Annotated in this window: 17 protein-coding genes and 1 riboswitch; of the genes, 4 read left to right on the forward strand and 13 right to left on the reverse strand. The window is 35.4% G+C overall.

Annotation, left to right across the window (positions count from 1 at the left end):
* Window positions 1–382: 382 nt before the first annotated feature.
* The 7 genes from AC3QL1_RS18880 to AC3QL1_RS18910 form a co-directional block, all read right to left on the reverse strand.
* Complete coding sequence (locus tag AC3QL1_RS18880; RefSeq protein ID WP_492493687.1) at window positions 383–1,282, reverse strand: glycerophosphodiester phosphodiesterase family protein; 900 nt, start codon at window positions 1,280–1,282, stop codon at window positions 383–385.
* A 10-nt stretch (window positions 1,283–1,292) separates the two neighbouring features.
* Window positions 1,293–2,867 (reverse strand): calcineurin-like phosphoesterase C-terminal domain-containing protein, encoded by a 1,575-nt coding sequence (locus AC3QL1_RS18885; protein ID WP_492493688.1) that lies wholly within the window; start codon window positions 2,865–2,867, stop codon window positions 1,293–1,295.
* Between the two features lie 9 nt (window positions 2,868–2,876).
* Window positions 2,877–4,310, reverse strand: a complete 1,434-nt coding sequence (locus AC3QL1_RS18890) for a SusD/RagB family nutrient-binding outer membrane lipoprotein (RefSeq protein ID WP_492493689.1) — start codon at window positions 4,308–4,310, stop codon at window positions 2,877–2,879.
* 7 nt (window positions 4,311–4,317) lie between these two features.
* Window positions 4,318–7,716 (reverse strand): SusC/RagA family TonB-linked outer membrane protein, encoded by a 3,399-nt coding sequence (locus AC3QL1_RS18895; RefSeq protein ID WP_492493690.1) that lies wholly within the window; start codon window positions 7,714–7,716, stop codon window positions 4,318–4,320.
* 128 nt (window positions 7,717–7,844) lie between these two features.
* Complete coding sequence (locus AC3QL1_RS18900) at window positions 7,845–8,777, reverse strand: FecR family protein (RefSeq protein WP_492493691.1); 933 nt, start codon at window positions 8,775–8,777, stop codon at window positions 7,845–7,847.
* A gap of 89 nt (window positions 8,778–8,866) precedes the next feature.
* A complete protein-coding gene (locus AC3QL1_RS18905; RefSeq protein ID WP_492493692.1) occupies window positions 8,867–9,454 on the reverse strand; it encodes an RNA polymerase sigma factor in 588 nt (195 codons plus the stop codon).
* A gap of 207 nt (window positions 9,455–9,661) precedes the next feature.
* Window positions 9,662–10,492, reverse strand: coding sequence for a M57 family metalloprotease (locus AC3QL1_RS18910; RefSeq protein ID WP_492493693.1), 831 nt, complete (start codon window positions 10,490–10,492; stop codon window positions 9,662–9,664).
* A 530-nt stretch (window positions 10,493–11,022) separates the two neighbouring features.
* Between AC3QL1_RS18910 and AC3QL1_RS18915 the strand changes: the two genes are divergently transcribed.
* The gene (locus AC3QL1_RS18915; RefSeq protein ID WP_492493694.1) at window positions 11,023–13,737 is read left to right on the forward strand and encodes a S8 family peptidase; all 2,715 of its coding nucleotides are present in this window, start codon (window positions 11,023–11,025) and stop codon (window positions 13,735–13,737) included.
* Window positions 13,738–13,981: 244 nt separating this feature from the next.
* On the opposite strand, the gene AC3QL1_RS18920 is transcribed toward AC3QL1_RS18915, so the two are convergent.
* From AC3QL1_RS18920 to AC3QL1_RS18935, 4 genes are all read right to left on the reverse strand, one after another.
* On the reverse strand, window positions 13,982–15,454 hold the full coding sequence (locus tag AC3QL1_RS18920) for an aminotransferase class V-fold PLP-dependent enzyme (RefSeq protein ID WP_492493695.1): 1,473 nt from the start codon (window positions 15,452–15,454) through the stop codon (window positions 13,982–13,984).
* Window positions 15,455–15,680: 226 nt separating this feature from the next.
* Window positions 15,681–15,780: riboswitch (SAM riboswitch) on the reverse strand.
* Between the two features lie 181 nt (window positions 15,781–15,961).
* Window positions 15,962–16,984 carry an LLM class flavin-dependent oxidoreductase gene (locus AC3QL1_RS18925; RefSeq protein WP_492493696.1) on the reverse strand — a complete coding sequence of 341 codons (1,023 nt, stop codon included), beginning with the start codon at window positions 16,982–16,984 and terminating at the stop codon, window positions 15,962–15,964.
* 113 nt (window positions 16,985–17,097) lie between these two features.
* The gene (locus tag AC3QL1_RS18930; protein ID WP_492493697.1) at window positions 17,098–17,592 is read right to left on the reverse strand and encodes a hypothetical protein; all 495 of its coding nucleotides are present in this window, start codon (window positions 17,590–17,592) and stop codon (window positions 17,098–17,100) included.
* Window positions 17,593–17,819: 227 nt separating this feature from the next.
* Window positions 17,820–18,677, reverse strand: a complete 858-nt coding sequence (locus AC3QL1_RS18935; protein WP_492493698.1) for a helix-turn-helix domain-containing protein — start codon at window positions 18,675–18,677, stop codon at window positions 17,820–17,822.
* A 215-nt stretch (window positions 18,678–18,892) separates the two neighbouring features.
* Here AC3QL1_RS18935 and AC3QL1_RS18940 point away from each other — a divergent pair, with 215 nt between their 5' ends.
* The gene (locus tag AC3QL1_RS18940) at window positions 18,893–20,353 is read left to right on the forward strand and encodes a sialate O-acetylesterase (protein WP_492493699.1); all 1,461 of its coding nucleotides are present in this window, start codon (window positions 18,893–18,895) and stop codon (window positions 20,351–20,353) included.
* 177 nt (window positions 20,354–20,530) lie between these two features.
* On the forward strand, window positions 20,531–21,211 hold the full coding sequence (locus AC3QL1_RS18945; RefSeq protein WP_492493700.1) for a metal-dependent hydrolase: 681 nt from the start codon (window positions 20,531–20,533) through the stop codon (window positions 21,209–21,211).
* A 202-nt stretch (window positions 21,212–21,413) separates the two neighbouring features.
* On the opposite strand, the gene AC3QL1_RS18950 is transcribed toward AC3QL1_RS18945, so the two are convergent.
* Window positions 21,414–22,304: an alpha/beta fold hydrolase gene (locus tag AC3QL1_RS18950; RefSeq protein ID WP_492493701.1), complete on the reverse strand. Its 891-nt coding sequence runs from the start codon at window positions 22,302–22,304 to the stop codon at window positions 21,414–21,416.
* A 231-nt stretch (window positions 22,305–22,535) separates the two neighbouring features.
* Complete coding sequence (locus AC3QL1_RS18955; RefSeq protein WP_492493702.1) at window positions 22,536–24,995, reverse strand: histidine kinase dimerization/phosphoacceptor domain -containing protein; 2,460 nt, start codon at window positions 24,993–24,995, stop codon at window positions 22,536–22,538.
* A 209-nt stretch (window positions 24,996–25,204) separates the two neighbouring features.
* Here AC3QL1_RS18955 and AC3QL1_RS18960 point away from each other — a divergent pair, with 209 nt between their 5' ends.
* Window positions 25,205–25,747 (forward strand): isochorismatase family protein, encoded by a 543-nt coding sequence (locus AC3QL1_RS18960; protein WP_492493703.1) that lies wholly within the window; start codon window positions 25,205–25,207, stop codon window positions 25,745–25,747.
* The last annotated feature ends 41 nt before the right edge of the window (window positions 25,748–25,788 follow it).

The following is a 25,788-nucleotide window of genomic DNA, read 5'->3' on the forward strand; positions in this document are numbered from 1 at the left end:
AATGTATTATTTATATTTAAAAATTATTGTTTGCATTATGATAAGCACAAAACTCAACAATCATTTATCATTCAATCATTAGCAACGATCATACCTCAGTACTAAAACACTTAAAATCAGATAATTAAAACAAAAATATAAAAATAAATATTACTATATTTCGTTAATTTACTATACTTCAATATTGATATTTAAAAATTTAAATACAAATCTGCATTTTATTTTTATCAGATAATAGCCAATTTACCAACTTTATTGACACAAAAAGCTAAAGCTGTAAAGTTTTTATGGTCTGAAGAAAATCTAAAAATAAAATCAAAAGCCTTCACAGTTGTGAAGGCTTTTGTCAAAAAACACAAACTAAAAAACTTATATAATCTCTTTATAACTTTTTTAAAACCCTTTCAGGATAATCCGTAATAATTCCATCAACGTGCAATTCCAACATTCGATCAATATCTTTTTCGTCATTAACGGTCCACGGTATGATTTTCATTTTCAGAATTCGAAGTGAATCCACTGCTTCTTTATTAAGTAATTTAAAATTGGGACTGTAAATTTCCGGCGTAAAATCAAGCTTAGACAGGTTTTTTCGTAAAGTTCCTTCTCCCGTCAAAAAAGCAATTTTGGTTTTGGGATAATTCTTATGCATTATGTTTAAGATTGTCGGATCAAAAGACTGAATGTTTATTTTATCCTCAATGTTTTTACTTTTAATAACCTTCATTACCATGTCACAAAACTGCTCGGGCTGTGGCTGTCTTTTGCCGTAATCTTCTTTTTCTGATTTGATTTCAATATTGTATCTCACTGGACTTAACTTATTTCTGGCAATATAATTTTCAATACTGTCAATCATTTCAGCCAATAAAGGCTTATAGGTTTTTATTTTTTGCTGTGCCGGAAAACCTGCATTTCCTCTTGAACCGCTGTCAAATCTTTTAATGCTGTCATAATTCATTTCATACAGATTATAAGTACGCTCTTTATCCTTTGAAATTGGTTTCCCCTCCAAATCAGACATATATTGTGCCGACATAAAATTCTCGTGTGAAACAACCACTTTCTGATCTTTTGAAATCACAACATCGAGTTCTATAACATCAGCGCCTTTTTTAACGGCACTCAAAAAAGCCGGAATGGTATTTTCAGGAAAATTGCCACGATCGCCGCGATGTCCCTGCACCTCAACAGTTTTTTTCGGTTTCTGAATTTTGGTAGCGCAGCAAAAAGTCAATCCCACTATTGCAAAAAGAAACAGCGCCTTTACTATTCTTGTCATTTCTATTGAATTATTTTACTTTATCAATTCTGTAGCTGCTTTTTGCCGTATGGATTTTTCCAAACATATCGGTTGCCTTAATTTCTATAAAATGTTCTCCCAAAGAAAGATCTGAAGGAATATTTCCTCTCCAGACATGCGTACTTTTTTCAGGATCTGAAGAACGTTTTCCCGGCATCAGCACTTCTGAAAGTTCCCATTCATAAACCAGTTCCACATACGAAGGATCTTCTGCCTGTACATAATCCATTTCTTTCCATTCTCCCTGATCGACTCTGTAGACTACTTTATCGTTTTTGCTTCCCATGAAAAAATTTGCAAAAACGCCAGATTTGGTGCGTTTTCCTTTTGCTACCACTTTTGGAGTAAAAACTTTCATTTGATAATCCAGTGGTTTACCGGCTGTTTTATAATCTACAGTATATTGATTTCCTGTAAAATGGATAAAAGCATAACCTTTTGGCGTTCCGTCGCGCATTACAGAAATTGGAATTCCTTTTTCATCCAGTTTTCCCGAATACCAGTCTCCGGAAGTGGTGCCAATGTTATAATGATGATGCGGTTTTTGCTGAAGCCATCCATCTTTTTTGTCTAAGAAATCCTGACGCTGCATGTGGGTATGCGCAGAAAGTGACAATGTATTTGGAAAATCTTTTAGCAATTCAAATAATTTTTGACGGTCGCTGTCTCTGAAAGAATCATCTTTTGGATCCGGTTCGCTAATTGGAATATGAAAAGCCATTACGATCAAATTGTCTTTTGGAACAACTTTAAGATCATTTTCGATGAATTGCATTTGCTCTTCTGTAAATCCTCCCCAATATCCTTCGTTATCCCTTGGATCCGGATATAAGACATCATCCAGAATTATAAAATGCACTTTGCCGTAATTGAAAGCATAATTGGCCGGGCCAAAATGAGCTTCGTAGGTTTCATCGGCAAGATTATCTGCTTTTGCATCAAAATTAAGGTCGTGATTTCCAAGAAGATTATACCATGGAATTCCTATTTTTTTGACCGCCTGAATATACGGATTGAACAAACTAAGATCGTTTCCTACCAAATCTCCCATACTTAATCCGAAAGGAATATTTTTAATTCCTTCAACTTCGGAAACAATTCCTCTGGTAAAAAAATCAACTTCTTCCAAATTATAAGGTTGCGGATCTCCAAAAATAAGTGCCGTAAAATCAGCCGTTTCATTTTGCGGAATCAATCCAAAATCAACAGATTCAGGCAATTTTCCTGTTGGAGAAACGCCTTCAAATTTCCCTTTTGGTGAACCATCGGGTTTGTAATTATAAAAAAACTGCGGAAGATTGTCTTTGTTGACTTGTATTTTATACCCTGATGGTTTGATAACGGCAATGATAGCGTCGCTTTTCAGCGGAAGTTCGTAGTTTCCTTTTTTATCGGTCAATACTACTTCGCGTCCATTGGTTACGGCAATACCGGCAATGCCTTTCTCTTTTTTGTCTTTTTTTCCGTTTTGATTTAAATCTTCAAATACGTTTCCTTTTGCAGTTGTCTGCGCCGTCAAAACAGCGCAAAACAATGATGCAATTACTATAATTGTCTTTTTCATTTTAATTTTTTATTTGTCCCACCAAACTTTAGAATTGATATTATCCCCGCCAATCATCTGAATTGCTTCCTGATAATTGGCTGTGTTTTTAATTTGCTGATTATCCGGATAGGTAAATCTCGAAGGCATAATACCGTTGTTAAGCATTGCTGTTGTGGTTGGCAAAACAGGAAGTCCGGTTCTGCGGTATTCAAACCACTGTTGATAATCCGTAAAATACAAAGCATAATATTTTTGAAGCATGATTCTCTCCAAAGTCCCGTCATACTGCGCCAAAACATTATCAAAATAAGTGGCCGGAACTACAGCTTTTACCTGTTCAATTGCCGATTTAACTCCTTTTATATAATGTCCGGCGACATCGGCAACATAACCGCGCTGTGCCATTTCTGCTTTGATAAACTCAACTTCAGCATAAGTCATAATAAAAATCTGCATTGGATTTTGAGCCTGGGTATTCAATAATGTAGAAGCATTGTATTTAAACTGGGAATCTGCTCCTGCGTAACCGCTTGTAATTCCTTTAAATCCAATTGGCGCATTGGTTACAAGTGCTGTAGCGCCTGTTGCAATGACAGCTCTTCTTGGATCTTCAAGCGTATTCAGGTTGTCAATAAAAAAGGAAGCCATTTTTATATTCAGGTTAAAATCCTGAGGTCTTCCCCACGGAGACATGTTTGGTGAAACTCCGGTTACTTTCAAAATTGCACCTTCGGATGTTGTGGTAAAAACGGGATAAATTTCAGGATGCTCGATCATGTAAGTGAGCTTTTCAAATGCTTTGGTTTCGCTTCGATTTGAAATTCTTAATAACAATCTCATTTGCAATGAATTGGTAAATTTCTTCCAGCTGGCTACTTTGTTTTGAAACAGAATATCTTCGGCATAAATCATCGCTTTACTGGTATCATAAAGTGAGTTGGCTCTTTCCAGATCTGCCAAAAGCGTTTCGTAAATAAATTCCTGTTTGTCATATTTTGGATATAGAATTCCGTCTTCACCGCGAACTGCTTCGGTCATTGGAACCGGGCCAAAAAGATCGGTAAGATTGGCATAAACCAGCGCATTAAGCGTAAGTGCCACAGCTTCATAATTAACATCTCCGGCTTTTGCAGAAGCCATACGCATCTCTTTGATGTTATTGAGCCACTTATACGAATTATTCCATGCCGTGTTTCCAATATTATTGCTGACATCATAACGATGAAGTCCGCCTGTAATGCTCGGAAACGGCAGTGATACCTGCATGAGGTTAAACGTCACATCAACACTTTGTAAGGCATTTTGAGAAGCAATTCCATAAATGATCGGGTTCAGCAATGTACCGGGACTTACTTCTGTGATCAGATTTGGGTTTTCGTTAAGCTCCTCGAAACCTTGTGTACAGGAAACAGTCATTCCCGTTAGCAATAGGATTATTATTGTATTTTTTATTTTTTTCATTGTTTTATTATAAAGTCAAACTTAAATTAAAACCATAAGTAGCCGGCGAAGGCATTTGTCCCGTTTCTACACCCGGAAGAATGGTATCACCATTTAACACGGCAGTTTCAGGATCATAGATTGGAAAATCAGAAATAACCGCCAAATCTCTTCCGAAAACAGAAAACTGCACTGACTGAAGTCCGGTATTTTTAAGCCATCTTTTTGGCATATTATATTGCAGACTTACCTCTCTTAGTTTTGCATAAGAAGCATCAAATGAGTTTGATTCTATATTGGCTCTGCGGTAATAACGCACGTACCAATCTGCAGTTGCTACTTTTTTGGTATTTGGCGAATAAGTTCCGTCAGCATTCATGACAACACCGTCTCCAATGATGAAACCGTCTGCCCTACCCATTTCGTTAGAATTTAATTTACCCTGCTCGGCAAGTTTGTGGTGCGTCATTGAGTAAATCATACCGCCGTACTGACCGTCGATTGTAACATTCATTGTAAAATTGCCAATTGTAAAACTGTTGGTCAGACCTGCTTTCCAGTCCGGACTTGCATCACCAATATGTTGTATTTCATCAGGATAAGCCGGAAGACCCGCGCTGTCATATACAATTTTGCCATCCGGAGATCTCACAAATCCAAAACCATAAATCGCACTTGTTGTTCCGCCTACTTTTGCAATTATAGAAGCTGTTCCGCCGGTACCAATAATCTGCTGGCCATCGATGCCTTCCGGAAGTTCCATTACTTTATTCCAGTTGCGTGACCAGTTCAGGTTGGCATTCCACTTGAAATTTTTATGATCTATAAATTTTCCGCCAAGGGCAAGCTCAACACCACGATTTCTTACTTTTCCTCCATTTAATACCGCACCGCTGTAACCTGTTGAAAAATCCATTGGAATATCAATAATTTGATTTTTTGTGCTGCTTTCGTAAAAAGTCGCATCTGCCGTTAAGCGATTTTGAAACATTCTGATTTCAAAACCGGTCTCAAAACTGGTTGTAATTTCAGGTTTAAAATGATCATTGTACAGCGTTGTCAGCGTTTGGGCTGAACTTGGAAAGGCACTCTGTCCGTAATATTTTTGGGTTTTATAAGGTTCGGTATCATTTCCTACCTGCGCAAATGAAAGCCTGTATTTTAAGTAATCAATTGTTTTTGGCAAAGAAGCCATTTCTGAAACAATTAAACTGGTATTTACTGACGGATAAAAAAATGAATTATTCTTAACCGGAAGCGTACTTGTCCAGTCGTTTCTACCTGTAACGTCTACAAAAAGCATTTCGCCATAAGACATCGAAACCAAACCATAAAGACTGTTCATCTTTTTATAAGCATCGCCAAGAGTTAATATAGGTGCGCTTGATCCGTTTGAAAGTTTATAAACGCCGGGAACTACAAGTCCCGTCACTTCAGCTTCTGTTCTTCGGTATTTGTAACTCATGGCATTTCCTCCGGCTGAAGCGGCGAGAGAAAACCTGCTGCCAAAATCCTTTTTATAAGAAATCAAAAAGTCTGAATTAATTTCCTGTTTGTATACATCCTGTCTTTCATAAAAACCTTTTGCATAACGGTTTATACTGTAAGGTCTTTTTTGTTCTCTTGTCTGGTTGTAGGTATTAAGCGCTGAACGAACCATTAAATCCAGATTGGATGACAATTTGATATTGGCAAAAATATTACCCACAATCTGTTCACTGTCCAGCGTATTGGTTGCTTCATACGCAATCAAATACGGATTGTCGATAAAAGAACTGAAAGGATGCAATTGCTGAATTTGTTCTTTTCCTTTTTCCCAAATTGGACGATACCAGTCCAAGTCAATATTTGGCTGTTGAAATATCATAAAATAGGCAATAGAACCATTGTTATATCCGCTTGACGGAAGGTTATCACTGTTTCTGGTATTGTAATTTACCGCTGTGCCTAATTTGATTTTATCAGATACCTGGTAGTTTGCATTTATGGCTGCCGTTACCCTGTCAAAACCCGTATTGGGCATGATCCATTCGTTTTTTTGGTTTCCAAGAGAAAGGCGCATTGATCCTTTATCATCTCCTCCCTGAATAGAAATATTATTATTTATCGTAATTCCGGTTCTCCAGAAATCCTTGCGGTTATCTCTGTACGAAGTCCACGGAACTCTGCTTGCCGATTGTCCCTGAAGCGCTGGATCATACTGAAAAAAGTTTTGTCCTTCAAAAGCCGGTCCCCAGGCGCTGCTCGTTCCGCTTGTACTGGTTCCGTCAGCAGAATTTCCATAAGAATAATATTGATTTCCCTGAGCGTCAGGAGAATTCCCTGTTCCTTGTCCGTATTTATATTGGTAATCAGGCCATCTCTGGATTTTATCAAATGCTGTACTGGTGCTGTAAGTAATTCCCAGACCTTTATTTTTTTTGCCTGATTTTGTCGTCAGAATCAATGCTCCATTTGCGGCACGGCTTCCGTAAAGCGCAGTTGCTCCTGCACCTTTTAAGACTGTAACGCTCTCAATATCATCAAGGTTAAGATCAGAAATTCCGTTACCGTAATCAATAGGCGAATCTTCTCCCATATAAGCACTTGTTGAACCAGAAGTTGTCATCTCAGCATTTACGGGAACGCCATCAACCACAATAAGGGCATAATTTCCTTTTGGGCTTAACGATCTATTTCCACGAAGTGTAATCTGCTGCGAATTAATTGGCCCTGAACCTGCAGAAGTAATGCTAAGTCCGGCAACTTTTCCTTTTAATGCAGAAGACCAGTTATTTGATCTTGCCTGAGACAGACTTTCTGATTTTATGGTTTGTTGGGCAAAACCAAGACGTTTTTCTTCTCTTTTAATTCCCAAAGCCGTTACCACAACTTCATTAAGTTCACTGGTACTTAACTTCATTATCACGGTAATTGGCGAATTTTGTACCGCAATTTCCTGTGTAACATAACCCAGATAAGAAACCAACAAAACTGCTGAAGAATTTGAAACAGCAAAACTGAAATTTCCTTCTATATCGGTCAGCGTACTTGTTTGCGTTCCTTTTTCCTGAACTGTAACTCCCGGCATTGGCATATTGCTTTCGTCCAGAATTTTTCCGCGAACTGTGGTTTGCACACGCAGATTCTTTGTAACGGTTATCGTGTTGTTCAGTTTTCTAAAAGTCAATCCTGTTTTTTCTGCCATTTTTGAAAGTATGGTATCCAGGCTTTCTTTGTCGGCATAAATTGAAATGCGCTGAGAAGTTCCTGATATTTTTTCATCAAAAACAAAAGTAAAATTGGTCTTCTGTTCGATAACTTTAAAGAAATCGGTGATAGTCGCGTCCTTCAGATTAATACTGATTTGAACATCCTTTCCGGGTTGCCCTGCGGCAAATCCGTGGAAGGAAAAAAATAATAAAATCATTAAGTAAAGATTTTTCATCTTCATATACTTATTGAAAAAAAATTGTAGTTTCGTATTCATTACTATTTGGCTATAAATTTAATTTGTAGTCTGTTTAATTGCCCGTTTCCGTTGCACCGGAAACGGGTTTGTTTTGTGAATGTATCTTATGGTTTCTTTCTTCTTATAAGGATTTGTTTTTTGGTTATATATTCCACTTTTAATTGTTTCAGAAAAGCAATACTTTCAAGAACATTTTCGAGTTTCTCATCTTTAAATTTTCCTGAAATCGTCAGTTTATGGAGTGTCACATCTTCAAAAGTAATATCAACATTGTACCAGTTTTCGATGATTTTTGCCGTTTCAGCCAGCGTTGTATTTTTAAGAATAATAGTATTGCTCGTCCAGGCGATTCCTTCGCTGCTGTCTTCTTTTGAAATCTGAAAATCAGAATTGCTTCTCAGGTCTGCCTGTTGGTTTTTAATAATGTGTACTTTTTTACCTGTTGGCGAAGTAACTTCAACCTTTCCGGTAATTACACTTACTTTGGTATGTCTGTGATTGTAGGAGTTGATATCAAAAGAAGTTCCTAACACTCTGACTTTTACATCATGGGTTTGTACAACAAAAGGTCTTTGCTCATCGTGAAATACTTTAAAATAGGCTTCTCCGTTAAGTTTGATATTTCGGGTTTTGCCAAATTCTTCGGGATAGGTAATACTACTGTTGGAGTTTAACACCACAATACTTCCGTCGGTAAGGAGAATTTCTCTTTTTTCTCCTTTGGATGCAATCTGCGTTATTTCTTTTGGAGTCAAAACAAATTTTGCAACCGAAAAGGTAACGGCAAACGCCACAACCAAAATTGCTGCAATGCGTAAGGCTTTTTGAAATCTGAATTTTGCCGGTTGGGCAGTTTGTAATTCCTGGAATATTTTTCCTAAAATAACATCGCCTTTTTCATCAAGTGATGAATTGATATCAATTGTTGAATTATCCTGCATCTTGTCAAAAAAGGCTTCAACTGCCATTTTCTCTTCAGGTGTGCAAGTACCTTCTGTGTATTTTTTTGCCAGTAGCAAAAGGGTTTCTTTTTTCAAAATAAGTGCTTTTATAAGTAAGTCACCAATTTTGATTCAAACAAGTAGTCGAAAAAGCAGTCTTAACGTTTTCTTAAAATTGTGTTTTTTTAGTTAACATAAAAGAAGGCTGCCCAATAAAAAAGAAGGTAATTATAATGATAATCATTCAGTCGGAGCTGCTTAATGGCATTGCTGATATGCTTCTCTACGGTGTGGATGGAAAGGCTGAGTTTTTCTGCGATTTCAGCATTAGAAAAGTTTTCTATACGGCTGAGTAAAAAAACCTCACGGCACTTGGGTGTTAACTGGCTGATTTGGTTCATAATACTTTTCTCGAACTCCACATATTCTATATTATCAATCGTATGATTTGGAGCCGGAATAGTTTCCAGCACTTCCAATTGTTCCTGATCAAATTTGAGGCTTCTGATCTGGTTGGCAATTTTATATTTTACAGCCCTGAAAAGATAGGCTTCAAGATTAAGAATCACTGTTTTTGAGGAATTTTTCCAAAGGCTGATAAAAATTTCCTGAACGATGTCCTCGCAGATTTCTTCTTTTTTATAAATCTTAAAAGCATATAAATAAAGCTTTTTCCAGTACCGCTCGAAGATAACTGCAAACGCATCATGATCTTCCTGAAAAATCAATTTCTGGAGCTCTTCGTCTGACATTTGCAAAAGGTAGTTTTTCATTATAGATTTAAAATCACAAATGAAAACCATGAAGTAAAAAATACCTAAAAAGTTAATTTAACTTTGTGTTAAATTAATATTTCATTTTCGTTTTATAAAGGCATATTTGTTGTTTCTGGCACAATCCAATAAAATAGAGGCTGTTTCAAAATATGAAACAGCCTCTTATATTTTGTAAAGAGAATTCCTAATTCAACTTTCTAATTTTTAGTATAAATAGTTAAGAGCTGTTACGTCATTCGAATTGAAAGCTCCTGTTTCGCTTGAACTGAAACATGCTCTCATATAAGAAGTTGCATCATATCCAGATGGAGTTCCCGGGATAAGGATTGCTCCAACACCTGCTGTTCCTTCATTTGAATTTTGTCCACAGCTTTGACGGCTAAACCAGTCAGTATGACGTAAACCAATACAGTGACCAATTTCGTGTGCAGATACGTGTGCATTTACACCTGTAGAATAAGTATCTAATCCAGAATATAATGTAACTGAATTATAAGGTGCTCCGCCAGAAGGAAATCCTGCTACTCCACCGGCAGAACCAGTTTGTCTCCGGACAACAATGTTTGCACCAGAAGTACTTGAACTAAAGGTTAATGTAAAGTTGATAGACAATCCTAAATTGTTATATCTATTGATTGCAGCTTGCAATCCTGCACGCATATTTGTACTTAGTGCTGTTGTACCAGTTCCTGTTAATCCAACAACTTTAATGGTTCTTGGAGCAGAAACTAAATTAGTAGTACGGTATTGTTCTGTAGTAATACCACCGTGCAGATCCATTTTGTTTAATTGATCCTGCGTAATGATAATATCACCTTCTATCAGGAACGCGTCTTCTGTGTTGCCCTCTAAGTCGGTATTTTTGATCACCTGAACATCAGTAGTATTTAAAGAAAGTGATCTAAGTTTATTTAAAACCTCTGGTGTTACTTTAAGAGATTCTTGGTTTGATTGTACTGCCTCATCTTCTTTGTTACAAGAGAACAGTGTTAGCGCTATAAATGATAAGGCTAAAATTGATTTTAATTTTTTCATAATAAATTTCTTTGGTTTTGTTAAAATACGTTGATAAATAGGGGTTCTTTACAAAATATTGTAATAATAGTTATCAAATTTATATAAATTTTAATCTTAAAATACTTATAAAATTATAATTTAACAAAATTAACACTTTTTGTTATATTTTTTTATTATGATTTTTTAATAATAATTATCTGATTATTAGCGCAACCCCAGTGAAATCAATAATTGAGTAAAAATGAGATTGTTACGGATATAAAAACTACCTGAATAATTTTTTTTTCAAGCAACTGTAAAAAAATCATTTTATAATTTTAAACTCCTTTTAAATTACAATTAGGATGAAAAAAGAGAATATCGGTCTTACAGATTTTGAAGTTTTTGAAGGAATAAAAAATCATAAAATTATTACAAATATTTTAATAACTTTGGTTTACCAACAACGGATAAATATTTCAAACAGAATTCATTAAAGTATAAATTCATCTTTGTTTTTCTTGAGTAAGAAGTGATAAAGAATCTTTTAATTGCCTAACCTACAATAAATGAAGAAACAAATTACTTTCCTCCTTTTTATGATTACAGCAATCAGTTTCTCGCAGGTTTCTGAGAAATGGAATCAATACATAAAAAAAGAAAACGAAGGAAAATTTGAGAAATTCTATTTAACCTCTTTAGAAAATGCACATCAAAACAAATATAAGATTGTAAAAAAACTGGACAGTACTTTTTGCATCGTTGAAAACGTAAGTTCAAAAACTAATAAGTCTTTAAAAAAAATCTTTCCGGTTAATAGTTTATGGAAATTACCCTCCAATTTTTCAAATCATAGCGAAGATAAACAGTACATACTGGCAACAGATACAATTACAGCGTTACTTGCCGGTCTGAAATCAAGAAACATTACTGATGTTAAAATAATTGACAATCATCTTGTAGTAATAAAAAGTGATTCCGAAAAAATTATTGATGAGATTATAATTTTAGAAAGTGTGACTTCTGTTTCGCAGGAATCATTAAAGCCAAAGGTCGAATCTAAAATTACAGATCAAAATTTTACCATCAATTATATCAATAAAGCCTATATTAATTTTCCTCTTTTAACAGGCGAAAGTCAGGTTATATCGATCAAAGATGATTTTTTTGATGTAAATGATGTTGATCTTTTAAACAAACACATTCTTTCTCAAATAGAGTCATCTGTTGTATCAAGCCATGCAACGGATATGGCGACTATAGTTTCCGGATTAGGAAATAGTTCTGCATTAGGAAAAGGTGTTGCTTATGAAGCTAAAATACAATCATCTGACTTTTTGAATATTTATCCTGATGAAGTCACAACTTTGCAAGGCGCTTCAACCCAAAATCATTCCTACGGAACAGAGATCGAGAATTTTTACGGCTCGCTGGCTAACGCTTATGACGCGCAATTATTCTCAAATACTAATTTAACGCATTGTTTTTCTTCCGGCAATAACGGACTTCAGGGTTTTAAATCGATTACCGGTAATTTCAAACAATCCAAAAATAGTATTGCATTTGGCTGTATTGACCAAAACGAAGTAATTATGCCGTTTTCGTCAAAAGGTCCCGCTTATGATGGCCGGATAAAACCAGAATTAGTGGCTTTTAGCACGAAGGGAACTTCAAATTCTACAGCAGTTGCGACAGGAATTATTACGCTTATGAAACAGCATTATAAAACGATCAATAATACGGATTTGACGAATGCTCAAACCAAAGCAATTTTAATAAATAGTGCCAAAGATTTAGGAAACGCTGGTCCGGATTTTACTTATGGTTATGGCAATATCAATGCTGATAAATGCTTAAAAGCTATCAGTGAGAATAGAATTATTTCTGGTAATTTGAAATCTGCTCAGACCAATTCACACAATATTACGCTTCCGCTAAAGGCAAAAAACTTAAAAATTACCTTGGTATGGAATGATTTGCCGACTCCGATTAACAGTAATATAAGTTTGATAAACGATTTGGATCTGGAAGTTGTTTCGGCTGACAACACTACTTTTTTGCCTTGGATTCTTAATCCTGGTACGCCTGAACAACCCGCCGTAAGAGGGAAAGATAAAATTAATAATGTCGAACAAGTAACTATTGAAAACCCTGCATCAGGAACTTATACAATCAATGTTACGGGTTCGTATATTTCTGATTTGCCTCAGGAATACAGCATCGCTTATGAATATGAATTAGAAAATCAATTTGAATGGAATTACCCTGCCTCTAATGATAATTTCCCTTATGATGGCAAGACGATTTCTCCCTTTAAATGGAATTCTTCGTTTTCCGGTATTTCCGGACAATTGTCTATAAGTTATGATAATGGGCAAACTTGGGAAATTATCGCAACTAGTATAAATCTTGATAATGAACAATTTATGTATACGCCGACGGAACAAAAATTTTCGAAAGCAAAATTAAAAATGACCTTTAATAATGCTGATTATATTTCTGATAGTTTTACAATTTCTTATGATTTAAATATCAGTACAAGCTTAGTTTGCGACGGCACTACAGAAATTAATTGGGATAAACCTACTGATGTTACTTTATTTAATATTTACCAATTGACCGGAGATAATTTAGAATTTAAGGAACAAACCACAAACACAAATTATATTTATACTGATGGAAAAATTTGTACTGTTGTTCCTGTTTTTGACAATAGCGAAGGAATCAAAAGTGAGTCAACTTTACAATATGTTCAAAACTCAAATTGTTATTTCGAATTAGCTTTTGCGGAAATTTATGAGGAAGACAATGTGAAAATTAGTGCCAGTCTGTTTAGTTTGTATAATATTAAAAGGATTGATCTGGTAAAAATAACGAATGATACAGAAAATGTTCTGAGCTCCATAAATGATATCAATTCAAAGACATTTTCTTTTTTGGATGATGCGCCAACCAAGGGCAGTAATAAATATAAAATCAATATAATTTTAGAAAACAATAAGGTTATAAGTTCCCTAATTCTGGACACTCATTATTTAGGCGATGATTTGTTTTTTGTCTACCCAACGCTATTAAGCAAAAACGAGGAATTAAATATTGAAGCCAAAAAAGAGGAAAGCGCTGTTTTCTATTTGTACAATATTGCAGGGCAAAATACTATGACTTCTCCGTTAGTTTCTAAAACCAATAATATCAATCTAAAAAATACTGCCTCAGGAATTTATATCTATAAAATAATTACAAACTCAGGAGAAATGCAAACAGGGAAAATTGCAGTTTTTTAAGGTGTTTATTTTCTGAAAAACTTAAATGCTGTTTTTTTAAACACATAGAAACATAGCTTAGCTTTGTTGTTAAAGGCGTCTCAACCGTTTAAACGAACATAGCTTTGCTTTGTGTTCCCAAAGTTGAAACTTCGGGCTATGTTGCTGAACTATGTGTGAGAAACTAGTTTCTTTTGATTAGCTTTTACACAAACAGAAAAATCTATGTTTCTATGTGTTTAAAATTTGACGTTAGATTTGCATTTCAATCTAACTTAAACCATTCCTGCACTTCTTCGCTTATGTTTTCTTTTAAGTCAATATTTTCAAATTCATTTGTCGCTGGGTTATATTGATACTCTTTCTGCCATTTTTTATAATGCAAAGCAACTTGCTCAATAGCATCGCAGATAAATAAAAGTTCGTCATTTGTCATAATCGGGTGCAGTGACAGACGTACCCAGCCCGGTTTATTGGTTTGGTCTTTCTGAAGCAATTCGTTTGTAATCGCTTCTGATTTTTTTTCATTAATATTAAAAAGATAATGCGCATACGTACTGGCGCAAGACCAGCCGCCGCGAACCTGAATTCCGAAACGGTCATTTAAAAGTCTCACGATCAAATTATAATGAATGTCTTCGATTACAAAAGAAACACAGCCAATTCGCTCTGTTTGTAAATCTCCTAAAAGAGACAAACCTTTTATTTTTTGAAGCCTCGAAAAACAAAGATCAAGCAGTTCTTTTTCTCTGTTTTTTATATTTTCGACTCCCATTTTTTCTTTTAATTCTAATGCCAACGCTGTTCGAATTACCTGCAGGAAACCCGGAGTACCACCATCTTCCCTCACTTCTATCACATCGCTGTAACAATATTTCCCTAGCGGATTGGTCCATTTTACATTTCCTCCGCCGGGATTATCCGGAAAATCAGATTTATATAATTTTTCGTTGAAAACCAAAACACCGCAGGTTCCGGGTCCGCCCAGGAATTTATGAGGAGAAAAGAAAATGGCATCCAACTGCTGTTCCGGATCTTTTGGATGCATGTCGATTTTGACATACGGTGCCGAAGCTGCAAAATCAACAAAACAAAGTCCGCCGTTTTGATGCATGATTTTGGCTAATTCATGATAAGGCGTAATGATTCCCGTAACGTTTGAGCAAGCTGTAAATGAACCAATTTTCAAACTTCTGTCAGCATATTTTTTTATTTCCTGGGAAAGTATACCGGGATCCACCAAATTATTTTCGTCGGCTGGCAAAATCACAACTTCAGCATTTGTTTCGTACCACGGAACCTGATTTGAATGATGTTCCATGTGCGTGATAAAAATAACCGGTTTATCCTCTTCATAATTCGTTCGCAAACCCATTATTCTTTGCAATTTTGATAAAGCCGCCGTCATTCCCGTTCCGGTTGTAACCAAAACATCCGATTCATTGGCATTGACCGCTTTTTTGATTATTTCCCTCGCATATTGATAAGCATACGTAGAAGCCTTGCCGGTTTGGCTTGAAAATGAATGTGTATTGGCAATCATCGGACCTACTTTATGGAGCATAATTTCTTCGATCGGGCCGTATAATCTTCCGCTGGCAACCCAATCTGCATAAAGCAGATTTTGTTTTCCGTAAACGGATTTAAAAGTATGATCCGTGCCTATTGTGTTTTCTCTAAATTTAGAGAAGTAACACTCTAATTCAATTGGTTCTATCGTTGTTTCAGTAGCATTCATTTCCTTATCCTTTTTGTAATTAATCTTATTTTTCTAAAAGCAATTTAAGCGTAGACTGTAATTCTTCTCCGTGAAGGTTTTTTGCATTCGGAAAACTGCAAGATTATTTTCTTCAGAAATTAAATTGAAAGGCTTAGGTTTGGCTTGTAAAAGATGTATTTCGGTTTTCATTTAAAAAATAAATAATTTTAATAATGATGACCTTATTCAGATTTTGAGGAAATCTTTCTTATCTGTCCGCAACAGCGGAAGGATTTAGCACCTTATTTGGCAACAGGTTGCTAAGACGTCACAGGGCCTATTCCCTCAGTCTTTCTGGATAAGTATCATACAGAAATTTTCTGTGATGCAAATATAATATATTAATTCTATCAAATTAGTATAGTTTAAAATATTTTTTGAATTTTATTTTAAAAAGTTTCTGTTTTAAGATTAATATTGCTTTCGTAAAACAAAAAAAGCCTCCCAATATAATTAGAAGGCTTTGTTGATTTTGATTTGAAAATTTTATCTCCACCCAAGCGCTGGAGCAATATGTTCTAATATGGATGACAGTACATGTATATTGTAGTCAACGCCCAAAGTGTTGGGAATTGTTAGCAATATGGTATCGGCTTCCTGAATAGCTTCGTCCTGAGCCAGTTCTGCGATGAGTTTTTCAGGTTCAGCTGCATAACTTTTTCCGAAGATTGCTCTTTTATCTCTTTCGATATTTCCAAAACTATCAGAACCTCTGCCCTGATCTCCAAAGTAATATTTGTCCTGATCGGTAATCAGTGCAAAAATAGAACGGCTTACCGAAACGCGTGGTTCATGCTGATGTCCGGCCTTTTTCCAGGCATCTTTATACAACCTGATTTGTTCTGCCTGTTGTATATGGAAAGGTTTCCCGTTTTCGTCATACTTCAGGGTTGAACTTTGCAGGTGCATTCCGTTTTCGGCAGCCCAGATAGCAGTTGCATTCGAGGCAGCTCCCCACCAGATTCGGTTTCGCAATCCTTCAGAATGCGGTTCTATGCGCAATAAACCCGGTGGATTTGGAAACATAGGAAATGGGTTTGGCTCTGCAAATCCCTCACCGTTTAACTTGTCTAAAAATTCCAGAGCTTTTCTGCGTCCCATATCGGCATCTGTTTCACCTTCTAAAGGTTCATAACCAAAAGAACGCCAGCCATCCATAACTTGTTCCGGTGATCCCCTGCTGATTCCTAATTGTAAACGTCCTCCTGAAATTAAGTCAGCAGCACCGGCATCTTCCACCATATACAGCGGGTTCTCATATCGCATATCAATCACACCGGTTCCAATTTCTATTTTACTGGTTTTAGCACCAATGGCCGAGAGTAAAGGAAAAGGTGATGCCAGCTGTGTTGCAAAGTGATGGACTCGGAAATAAGCGCCGTCCAAACCGATTTCTTCTGCAGCAACGGCCAAATCAATAGATTGAAGCAATGTATCGCCTGCTGTACGAGTTTGATAGGAAGGATGATTGGCCCAGTGACCAAACGATAAAAATCCTATTTTCTTCATAGATAGCATTATTATTAATTACTATTCCAAATATACGCATCATTATTGAGTGGGTTTATAACTTTTACGCAGAAAGTAATCAATAAGTTTGCTTCTCTTTTTAACGTCTTACTTTACAAAACGACTGTTCTGTTGATTTTTTTCTGTTTCATAAACTGATAAACAGAACCTGCAATAAAAAATAACAATAAAACAAGAAGCGTATTGCCAATTGCCGGATCGCTGATGTCTTTTGCCAGCGGATGACCTACGGGAACTCTTGTAAAAGTTTCATTTACTGTAGGGATAAGCGACAGGAAAAAACTAAAAGACAGAAAGAAATTTTCAAAATAACGCGCTCTGCCGCTGGCTTTTTTCTTTGAGTAAAGAAAATAAGCTTCTACTACAAGGAATATAATAAAGATCGAAAAAGCATGTCCCGGATTAAAACCGCCGTGTTTTGATATTCCCAATGAAGTAAGTGAGGTAATAATTGTAGTGTAAAAATATATTTTACCTGATAATACGCCCAGATTAATTTTTCCATACTTAATATATCCTGCCAACGCCGCTACAATTGCAGCAACACCAATAATTGTGTGAAAAATGCCTAAATTTGATAATCCCATTTTTAATAGTTTAAGTTTGTTTTTGTTATGAAAGGTTTACTTCTCTTCAAATACACTAAAATCTGAAGGTAATTGATCCTGAAAGCAACCCCGCAAATCTCCGATAGAAGAAAGAGAACTGTTTTGCTAATTGGTTCAATTATTTGGCAATTTGGTTCAAAAAAAAATCCCTCAGTTTTAACTAAGGGATGCTTTATAATTATAATGGCTTTAACTATCTGAAAAAACTATTGCTTATTATTTGACTTTAAACGATAATTTGTGGGTGTAACAGCATATTTTCCGGTGAAACTTTTGGTGAAATTCGCCAGATCATTAAACCCGCAATCAAATGCGATTTCTGTAATTCGCTGATCTGACATTAATAACAATTCTGCCGCTTTTTCAAGCTTTTTTGTTTTGATGTAATTGGCAGGTGTATCGTGGTAAATTTTTGTGAATTCGCGCTTAAATGACGATATGCTCAAATTGTTTAATTGGGCCAATTCTTCCATGGTGAGCTGCGAAAATAAATGGGCTTCAATTATTTGTTTGAAAGTGTAAGTGGTTGGAGAAAAAAGCTGTGAAATGATGAGTTGTACCGCTTCAGAATTTTGTGTCTGAGACAACAGCAGTATAATTTCTTTTACTTTAAGAATTAAAATATCTTCGTTGATCAGCGATGGATTTTCAAAATAAAACAACAATCCCTCGATATATTTTTGAATCAGAAAGTCGTTGTTAATCTTTTCACTTGATTTTTTAGAGACTATATTCTTGGGCGACTGAAGCACTAATGGCAATTCTCTGTCGTATATTTTTTTTAATATTTCCGGATAAAAAGTTACAATGACGATCTCGCAATTGCTTTCCGTATTTGAATTCTGAACTTGTTTTCCGGAATGAATACAATTTAGAAATAAGGAATAGTTTGTGGGCACATTTACCTGTTGCTCATCGACTACGTATTGAAATTCTCCCTTTAGAACATATAAAAAACAGGCTTGTTCTGTAACCGGAAAATCAAATTTAAAAGGCGGCGTTAATTCTATTTTCTGAATTAATGTTTTACCGTATAAATCGTGTTTTTTATAGTCGTTTACCATGAAAATTATATGTCTGAATAGATGTCAAAGATAATTTATAAAACAATATTTTAGGCAATTCATTATTCAGAAAAAATTCAGGATACAACAGGATAGATACAGCGGCCTGTTTTTTTACATTTGAAATTATCCGGGTATCAACAAAGCATCTCATTAGAAGAAAAAAATGGCATCAGATACTTTTCGACACCAACAACTTTATAAAACAGAAAAATATGTGTTCCAACAAACTGACTTCTTTATCATTAAGCATTTTTCTTCTATGTACTTTCAATCTTTTTAGTCAGGTTACACTCCCGAAAATTCTGGGACACAACATGGTTTTACAACAGTTAAAAGAAGTACCGGTGTGGGGAACCGCGAGTCCGGGCGAAAAAATATCGGTAGATTTTGCCGGACAAAACAAAACAACGTTGGCTGACAAGTCCGGAAAATGGTCCCTGAAACTCAAACCGATGAAAGCATCGTTTGCACCACGCGAAATGACCATTAAAGGAACCAATACAATTGTTCTTAAAAATATATTAGTTGGCGAAGTCTGGCTTTGCTCCGGCCAGTCTAACATGGAATATGCCATGCGAAAATACAGTAAATTTCAAACAGCTGTAAAGGGAAACAAACCTCCGGAAGATGATTTGAATAAGGCAGATAATCCTAATATTCGCATTTTTCTGGATCGTCGAAAATATATGGAACCAAGTTCTGAACATCTTGGCTGGGATTCGGCAATGGGAAAACCGTTAGTTGACTTTTCGGCCGTGGGGTATTATTTTGCCAAAGATTTGTATTCAAAATTACATGTACCCATCGGAATGATTTCTGCAGCAGTACCGGGCAGCCGAATCGAACCGTGGATTGAAGCTTCGAAAATGGAAATTTCTCCTGTAATGAAAAACGGAAAAACGTTGGATAAACTTAGTAATGATGGCGGTGATCCGGGTAAATTTTACGAGACGATGATAAAACCTCTAATTCCTTTTCAGCTTAAAGGTATTTTATGGTATCAGGGAGAATCAAATTGTTTCCTGAATGAAAATATCCGTTATGCCTACAAGTTTAAAACATTGATAGAAAGCTGGCGAAATGACTGGAATGACAAAAAATTGCCTTTTTATTTTGTTCAGATTGCTCCTTACGCCTATTCTACGACCAAAGATGAGCGCCCGCACACTGCTGAAAATCTTCCTGAATTCTGCGAAGCACAAAGACTTGCTTTGCATTTAAAAAATACCAGTTCAGTTGTTATAAGCGATTTGGTCGACAGTATCGCCGATTTGCATCCGGGATACAAATGGGAAGTCGGACGCCGATTGAGTCTTGTTGCCGCAAATAAAGCTTACGGACAAAAAAATGTCGTTTATTCAGGACCTGTTTACAAAAAAATGGAAATAACAGATCATGCTATTGCAATCACTTTTTCAAACACGGGAAGCGGTTTGGCAAGCCGTGACGGAAAACCGCTCAGTTGGTTCAGCATTGCGGGAATTGATGGAAAATTTGTTCCGGCAAAAGCAGCAATAAAAGACAATCAAATAATTCTTTCCGCGCCTGAAGTTCCCAATCCGGTTTCTGCCCGTTTTGGCTGGAATGAAGCCGCTCAATCCAATTTTATCAACAAAGAAGGACTTCCTGCCGTTCCTTTCAGAAGTGATAATCCGTGGGACAAACTTTTTTGATTCAATACGTAAGTGAAATTGATAAATCATTTTTTAAATTTATATTATATTCTATAAAAAGGATTGCCTTTGAATAAGAAGTGTGGTTTTTCAAAATCTAATCTTACTTCTAAATGGCACATTACTTGGATATTACTATATGATATTATTGTAATTATAAATTCTAAATTTTTTATTATGAAAGTAACTTACTACGGCCATTCCTGTTTTTCAGTTTTTACAAATGGCAAGAATATTCTTTTTGATCCCTTTATCACACCCAACGAACTGGCAAAAAATATTGACGTAGATGCTATAAAGGCAGACTACATTTTTATTTCGCATGCGCATTATGATCATATTTTAGATGTGGAGCGAATAGCCAAAAATACCGGCGCCAAAGTGCTTGGAAATTTTGAAATCTACAATTGGCTTTTAAAAAAAGGAATAGAAAATTCACATCCAATCAACCCGGGCGGAAAGTATGATTTTGATTTTGGATCTGTAAAATGTGTAACTGCACAGCATTCGAGCAGTTTTATGGACGGCTCTTATGGCGGCATTGCCTGCGGTTTTGTTCTGAGCACGCCGGAAGGAAATTTTTACTACAGCGGGGATACGGCTTTAACATTAGACATGCAGCTGATTCCGAAATTTACCAAGCTTGATTTTGCTGTTTTCCCAATTGGAGACGGATTAACCATGGGAATCGAAGAAGCTGTTGAAGCATCTAAATTAGTCGGTGTAAATAAAATACTTGGTGTACATTATGATACTTTCGGCTTTATCGTAATGGATCACCAAAAAGCCGAAGAAGGTTTTAAAAATGCCGGACTGAATCTTTTTCTGCCGGATATTGGCAGTACAATCGAACTTTAATTTTACCATATTTCATTCCTGCAATTACGATATTTCGCAAATTGATTTTTTCCTTTTGCGAAATAAAACAAATTGAAACGGAAAACAATAAAAAAAACTTCCTTTGCAAAGGAAGTTTTTAACCAACTTTTGAAAAAACCTAATAATTAATTAAGACGATTTCTATTAGTAATCTGCTAATTTAAGTGTGGCTGTTGTTTTCTTATTGTGACAGGAATGTTGTTATATATCCCACGGTTAATAATGGTTCCTGATGCTGTGGAGCATGTCCGGCATGAGGAAGTATGATAATTTGTACCGTAGGAAGTTCACGAAGCAATGGAAACCAGTTTTCGATTGCGGCACTTATATCATTATCTCCTGAAATTACCAGAATTGGAACAGCAGTTTTTTTAAGTTTTTCTCTGAGTCCTTCTTTATCTTCTGCTGCTGCGCCTCCCGCCTGAAAATACAGCTGAAAAACATCCATTGTTGAAGGGATTTTAGATACGTCCAGCCTTTTGGATATTCTTTCATAAGAAATTTTAGCAGCATCGATTGATTTTTGAGATTTGGGTTCGTAAAAGAGAATAATTTCATCATCAAAATCATTTATTGCCTTTGTAGCAGCCTGCAGAAAAGCCGGCCCAATATCTACTATTCTTTTTCCTAATGGTACAGCGCCAATAACTACCGCGCGTGTCACAAGTTCAGGATATTCAAGAGCCGCGGTTTGCGCAATTAATCCTCCCCATGACCAGCCCAATACAGCTGTTTTTTCTAGTTTTAAGTATGAAGCCAAATCTTTTATATCTTTTGCTACCGAAATAACATCAGTAGGAAGAGTTCCTGTGGAATATCCAATTCCCGTGTAATCAAATGTAATAACACGATATTTCTCAGAGAGCGTATCCAAAAACAATGGATCCCAAGTATCAAGCGTTCCCCTGAAACGGTTGCTTAAAATTATAGGATCTCCGTTTCCAATCGAGCGATATGCGAGTGTTCTGCCGGACAGTTCTGCATATTGAGTTTCACTGCCGTGCGCAGTATCTTTTTCGTTTCTGCCTGTTATTGTTGTCAGGACCAATACATTTGAAATATTTGTTTTCATAATATTACATTTTATTTAGGATATCAGACGTTTCTTTTAGATAAACAACTTCAATACCAATTTACAATCAATTGATTATCAATAACTTTACATTATTTATATACTATTACTCTATTATATTTCGCAAAAACAAATACCGTATTAGCGAAATACAAAGAAATATTTTACAGAAATTACACTCATAATCAACAAGTTAAAAAAATAACTATCTATTAAAATAATATTGTCTTTTTATATCTCAATGTCTAAATCCGGTTTCTTTACATATTTTTTAGTGAGTGTTTCTTCAGGTTTAAACTCAATTTTCAAAGTTGTTCCGTTATTGTTTTCCATAAAGAATTTTGCTTCCAGATCTTCACTTAATCCTTTTATAAGACTCATACCAAAGGAGTTTCTTTTACTGCTTTTTAAATCTTTATCAATCCCAATTCCGTTATCAGCAATCTCCAGCAGATATAGCTCTTCTGTTACTTTTACAAGTTTTACACTGATAATGCCATTTTGATTCTCCGGAAAGGCATATTTAATAGAATTCGTTATGGCTTCATTCAAAATTAATCCCAGCGGAATCGCCTGCGCGACATCTAATTCTAACGGGTCAACTTTTATTTCAAAACGAATACTCTGGCCAAGTGAGAATGATTCTTTTAAATATTCAACTAATTCCTTAATATAATTCGGCATATTTATCGTCGAAATATTCTCAGAATTATACAATTTCTGGTGAATCAATGACATGGAGTGTATTCTGTGCTGGCTGATTTTTATGGCAGACAAAGCCATATCATTATCCAAATAAGCCGATTGTGAATTTAGAAGACTTATCACGGTCTGCATATTGTTTTTTACCCGATGGTGAATTTCTTTCAGCAGCCATTCTTTCTCATCGAGTAAATGTCTGAGGTTATTATTTTTTTGGTTGATTTCTCTTTCTTTGATTTCCAATTTAGCGTGATTTCGTTGTTTTAAACGATATCGATTGTATAATAAACCAATGATAATCAGCAATAAAACCAAACTCCAAATAGATACCGTGTTCAGCAATTGTGATTTCTGCAATTCGCTTTCCTGTAGTTTCGACTGATCGTTTAAGAGTTTTATTTTCTCTTCTTTATTTTTAGTTTCATACTCAATTTTGAGTTCTTCGATTTGCTTGTTTTTTGAATTTCCATAATTCGCATCGCTTAGTTTTTTGAAACCCTGAAAATGAGACAATGCACCTTTATAATTGCCGTTAATAGAATCTGTTCTAAACAATAAAATCTGCAGTGCTTCAGAATTGTATGTTCTTTTATTGGCTTTACATAGTGCAAAAACTTTATCCGTATAAAATTTAGCTTCTTTTGGCCGGTTTGTATTGATGTAAAATAAAGCCATCGTAGTGTATTGATGAACGATTTCTATAAAAGTTTCCGGAGTATTTATTTTTTTGGCATAAAAATCCATTTCTTTAAAATACTTTTCAGCCAGGACATAATTTTTAAGCGGTTCGTAACAATTGGCTTTGATATAAGCTACGCACATTTTATCAAAATTACTTTTTGGAGGATATTTTGCTGTCATTGTATTAATGTAATCAATGGCTTCCTGATTTTTTCCTTTGAGTGATAAGGCGGCAACGGCGCTAAAAAAGCTTTTATACCAGGTACCGCTATTGATGTTTTGCTGTCCTATTTCAATACTTTTTTTGTACAATTCAAGTGCTTCCTCATGATGTCCATATATATTGTAAACATCGCCCAGACGCATGTAAAAAATGTCGCCAAAAGTATAATCATTCTCCGCTTCCATTCGTCTTATGCTCTTTAGGGCATAGTACAAAGCACTTGGTATATTATGTTGGCGCAATTCGATATAAACAATTGTCGTTTCGGCAAATTGCTGATGTTTGAAACCAATTTTTCGTAAATCGACTAAGTTTATATAAAACCTCTTTTTCGCCTCTTCTATTTTTCCTCCCCAAAAATAAATAGTCGTAATCTTTGAGTAATTTTCAATTCTTTTTTCCTCCAGACCTAATTCGGCATAGAGCGAAACGGCTTCTTCAAGGATTTTCTCTTTTTCAGGATCCAGATTTAATAAAAGTGTTCCATAAGCATCGAGCGCTTCTGCCAGGCCGGGTTTATCATTTTGTTTTCGACATTCATTTATAACCTGCAAAAAACATTTCTTTCCTTCGGCTGGGTTGTTTGCCTGATTATAATATTTGCCCTGAAGCAATAAACTTTGATGCTGCCACTTTTTGACTTTAAGCTTATTACTTGCCACAACGGCTTCTTTTATATATACTGCTGAATTTTTAAGATCTTCGGGTTTTGTGCCTGGTTTAAAAAGATAAAAACTTCCTAACTGTAGCAACAATTTAATTTGATCTTCGCCTTTTGTTTTAGCCAAGAGTTTTTCTGCCGAACTGATATTGCCTTTCTCTATTAAATCACTTCCAATTAGTTTTTTACCCGTATAAAAACCTTCATTATAAGACAATGAAACTGGCAATTTATAAGCTTTGCAGGCTAAAACTACAGCACTGTCTGCATCGATCGCGCCCTGATTTGAATTGTACAAATACATGGAACACGTATTTATTAATAATCTTTTTTTAGGAAGGTCATATTTTGAAACTGACGCAACTTGCGACACTGCTGAAAAAGTAACTGACAAAAGGAAATAGAACGAAAGCAGTTTTTTCATAATTTATTAAAAATTAGGTTTTTAAATTGGTTTTTGGTAAAACAAATATAAAAATAATCATAACTGATTTTTATAAAAATAAGAGGAAAATTCACATTAAAAGAAGATTTATTGTTTTAGTTTTTAAACTAAAAAATGGAAGTTCTTTCGTAAATTTGATACTGTTTCATATCGATATTTTTTATAAATGTTTACTAAAAAACAAGCTCATGAAAATTTTACCATCTCATTCTACTTTACTGGTTATTGATGTACAGGAAAAACTCCTCCCAAAAATATACGACAGCGAAAATGTGATGAAAAATGTGATTTGGGCAGTCGATTTGGCCAACACAATTGGTATTCCAACTATTTTGACGGAACATTTTCCTGATAAAATTGGAACTACACCAGCTGTTTTAAGAGAAAAATTTGAAGAAAATACTATTTTATCAAAAGTCTATTTTTCTGCTGTGCGCGAAGGAAATCTTCTGGATCACATTCAAAAAGAAAGAAAACAGATTATTGTAGTTGGAACCGAGGCACATATCTGCGTACAGCAAACTGTATTGGATCTTTTAGAACTTAATTATTCGGTTTTTATTCTTGATACAGGGGTTGGCACACGAAATCCAAATGACAAAGAAAGAGCGTTGAACAGAATGCAGCAAAATGGCGCTGAAATTATTACGTGCGATATGCTGGCTTTTGAATGGCTTGAAAAAGCGGGTACGGAACTTTTTAAAACTGTTCTCAATACTTTTATAAAATAAGCTTTGCCTCTGTATTTTTAAACCGCAGAGTTCAATTATTT

This window comes from Flavobacterium sp. GW823-FHT04A11, assembly GCF_058796535.1.